The sequence below is a fragment of the Mycobacterium scrofulaceum genome, from assembly GCF_002086735.1.
Taxonomy (GTDB): Bacteria; Actinomycetota; Actinomycetes; order Mycobacteriales; family Mycobacteriaceae; genus Mycobacterium; species Mycobacterium scrofulaceum.
In genome coordinates this window covers 1-2,346 of the sequence record NZ_MVIJ01000128.1, presented here as the reverse complement: position 1 = coordinate 2,346, position 2,346 = coordinate 1, and the positions used below count along the sequence as shown (strand labels likewise).

The window sequence follows — 2,346 nt, the reverse complement described above, 5'->3', positions numbered from 1 at the left end:
AGCCCTTGGCCGCGGATCGGCCGGCGCGGCGGCCGTAGAAGCTGCCGTCGCCCAGGGAGATGCCGCTGGCGTAGCCCCAGGCGGCCAGGCCGGCGGTGCAGCGGCCGGCGGCGAACAGGCCGGGGATGGGTTGGCCGTTGACGTGGAGGACTTCGGCGTCGAGGGTGGTGGCCAGCCCGCCGAGGGTGAAGCCGCCGGTGTTTTCGCGGAGGTCGATGGCGCCGACGGGGGTGCCGATGGGTTTGAGCCACTGGGTTTTTTTGTGCAGCAGGGGGTCTTCGCCGCGGGCGGCGGCGTCGTTGTAGGCGGCGACAGTGGCTTGCAGGGATCCGGGTGCCAGGCCGATGTCGTGTTCGAGGTCGGCGACGGTGTCGGCCACCCAGGTTGCCTCGCGCAGCATGAATTTCGGGGACCAGGACGTTTTGGCTTGTTGTTGGGCGTCGTCGTCGATGATGAGGTAGGCGGTGTTGTCCTGCTGGTAGAGGGTGAGTTGGCCGACGCGGCCGGGGTAGGTGTCCTCGGGGACGTAGCGTTGGCCGCGGCCGTTGACCAGGATGCCGCGCACCAGTTGTTGGGGGTCGATGAAGATGGCGACCTCGGTGGCGTCCATGTGGGCCAGGTCGGCGCCCAGTGCTTGGGCCATGCGGATCGCTTGGCCGTCGTGCTGCTCGATGGAGGCGGCCGGGCGCCCGGCGATGCGGGGGGCGTAGCGGGTGACCATGGCGTCGTTGTAGGCGAAGCTGCCCATGGCCAGTACGACCCCGCGGCGTGCCCGGACGTTGATTTCGGTGCCGTAGCGCCGCGCGCGGATGCCGGCGACGCGGCCGTCGGTGTCGGTGATGAGGCGTTGCACGCGTACGTCGTAGAGCGCGCGGGCACCGGCGGCGGTGGCGGTGTCGACGAGGGGCTTCATCAGCATGTAGCCGGCGCTGGCCTCGCCCTGCTTCTTGTTCGACATCTGCGGGACGTGCCCGCGGGGGGCGGGGGTGGCGATGGTGTTGAACGGGTATGCGTTTTCCCCGCCGCTGTACATCAGGCCCTGGTCGCCCATCGGTTCCCAGCCGGGTTCGGCGAAGAACTCCGCCTTGAACGGCACGCCGCAGCCGACCAGCCAGTCGTAGTGGGCGACGCTGCCGGCGCAGTAGTCGGCGATCCGGTCGGGGTCGGCGCCAGGCCCCATCGCGACGTTCAGGAAGGCCGCCATGTTGTCCACGGAATCGTCGAAGCCGCAAGCCTTTTGCAGGGGCGTGCCGCCGCCGAGGTAGATGAACCCGCCGGCCATCGCCGCCGCCCCGCCCCAGGACCCGGTGCGTTCCAACACCAGCACGTCGGCGCCGGAGCGCGCCGCCTCCACCGCCGCGGCGGCCCCGGCCACCCCGTAGCCGGCGATGACGACGTCGGCCTCGTCGTCCCACGACGAGACCGACGCGGCGGGGACCGGCGTGACCTCGGTATCGGGCGTCGGGGCCGTCACGGCCGCATGGCCGCGGGCATGTCGCCGATCCACTGGTGGCCCCAGTAGCTGTCGGCGGTGATTTCTTCTGCGGTGTACGAGGTTTCGTCGACCCGCATGCCGTCGGTGCCGAACTCGATGTCCCAGTCCCCGGGCGCGCGCACGTAGAACGACACCATCTTGTCGTTGGTGTGCCGGCCCAGCGTGGAGGACAGCTGAAAGCCCTCGGCGTTCACCCGATCCAGGGCCTGCCCGACGGCGTCGAGGCTGTCGACCTCGACCATGATGTGCACCAGGCGCGGGTCGCGCATGTGCGCGGCCGGCACGATCGCCAGGCTGTGGTGGCGTTCGTTGATGCCCAGGAAGCGGACCCGCACCGGCCCGAACTCTTTGGGCAGCGGCACCCGGAACGCACCCCGGGACCGGAACCCCAGCACCTCGGTGTAGAAGTCGAACAGCCCGCCCGGGTCCAGCGCCGGCACCACCACGTGGCCCAGGCCCTGATCGCCGGTGACGAACCGCGCACCGAACGGGGTGACCACGGGGCTGTGGTCGAGCACCGCACCGTGGAACACCTCGAGCGTGGTGCCGGCCGGATCCTCGAAGGTGATCACCTCTTCCACCCGGCGGGCCTCGGCCTCCTCGTCCGACAGCTGCTTGAACGGCGTCCCCGCGGCGTCCAGGCTCGCCTTGACCCGCTGCAGCGCCGGACGATCACGCACCTCCCAACCGACCGTGAGCACCCGATCGGTCACACCGGGCACCACGATCAGCCGGGCCGCACGCTCGTCCATCCGCAGATACAGCGCCTCGGGGTCGGGGCCCTTACCCTCGGCGAAACCCAGCACGCCGAAGGCGAAGTGCCGCCAGCGGTCGATGTCGCTCGTCGAAAT

Annotated in this window: 2 protein-coding genes; both read right to left on the bottom strand. The window is 70.5% G+C overall.

The features are described 5' to 3' along the window. A partial coding sequence (locus BST44_RS29040; RefSeq protein ID WP_083180036.1) for an FAD-dependent oxidoreductase occupies window positions 1-1,474 on the bottom strand: 1,474 nt, incomplete at its 3' end. Continuing rightward, a partial coding sequence (locus tag BST44_RS29035) for a VOC family protein (RefSeq protein WP_244184981.1) occupies window positions 1,471-2,346 on the bottom strand: 876 nt, incomplete at its 5' end. The genes BST44_RS29035 and BST44_RS29040, both read right to left, overlap by 4 nt.